General features: G+C 74.0%; 1 protein-coding gene and 1 pseudogene. Both read right to left on the reverse strand.

Annotated features, from left to right (window positions below):
- Positions 1-35: 35 nt before the first annotated feature.
- Positions 36-680 (reverse strand): SRPBCC family protein, encoded by a 645-nt coding sequence (locus PKE99_RS37890; RefSeq protein WP_271215077.1) that lies wholly within the window; start codon positions 678-680, stop codon positions 36-38.
- 42 nt (positions 681-722) lie between these two features.
- Positions 723-878, reverse strand: a pseudogene (locus PKE99_RS37895) (FAD binding domain-containing protein); the annotation flags it as partial.

The following is an 878-nucleotide window of genomic DNA, read 5'->3' on the forward strand; positions in this document are numbered from 1 at the left end:
CTCGACCCGTGGCGCCGTCCACGGCTGTGTCGCGGTCATCGCGATCGCCGGTTCTGCCAGACCGCGATCCCGCTGAGGACGGCCGAGACCGCGCTCAGCACGTCGTACGCTATCGTCCAGCGGCCGGGTCCCCGGCGAGCGGCAGGCGCCGGCGCCGGGGCGGACGGGGCCGGCGTGCGGTCGACGAAGTCCGCGGTACCGATCGTCGGGCGGGCGGCCGGCACAGCGGCGCCGCCGCCCAGCGCGGCCTCGAGGTTGCGGGAGAACGCCGCCGTCACCTTCCCGGCCTGCTTCGCGACGACCTTCTGCCCCACGCTGCCCAGGGCGCCGGCGAGGGCCACGTCCCCGTCGACGGACACGGTGGTGCGATCGGGTCCCGCGGCCTCCACCTGCACGGTGACCGACGCCCTGACGTTGCCCATGGCCCCGCGCACGGTCTTGCCGGTCGCGGTGAAGGCGATGAGCTTCTCCGGCACCCGCTCGACGATCGTCGCGGCCGCCGCGAAGGTGGCGGACATCGGCCCGACACTCTGGGTGATCCGGACGTCGATGTCGTCGGGGCCGGTCTGCGTCAGGTCCTCGACACCGGGGACACAGGCGGCGACCTTCTCGAACTGCTCGAAGAAGGCCCATACCGAGGCCAGCGGCTGGGCGACCTCGAATTCCTCACGGAGTTGCATGATCTCTCTTCCACCCGCGGAGCGGTCCACGGGCACGTCGTGTCACGGGCGCGCGGCCCGCAGGTCGGTCAGCGCGCGGCGGAGGTGGACCGGAAGCAGGTGGCGCCGGTAGGCCGCGGAGGCACGCACGTCGGACGGTGGGTCGATGAGCTCCGCGGCGGCCGCGGCGGCCTCGTCGAGGTCGGCGTCGGTGAGCCC

The organism is Pseudonocardia halophobica (assembly GCF_027922425.1).
Lineage (GTDB): Bacteria > Actinomycetota > Actinomycetes > Mycobacteriales > Pseudonocardiaceae > Pseudonocardia > Pseudonocardia halophobica.

Bases quoted from the DNA above. Each gene is read 5' to 3' on its own strand.
- PKE99_RS37890 (WP_271215077.1), bottom strand. From the start codon at position 680: ATGCAACTCCGTGAGGAATTCGAGGTCGCCCAGCCGCTGGCCTCGGTA.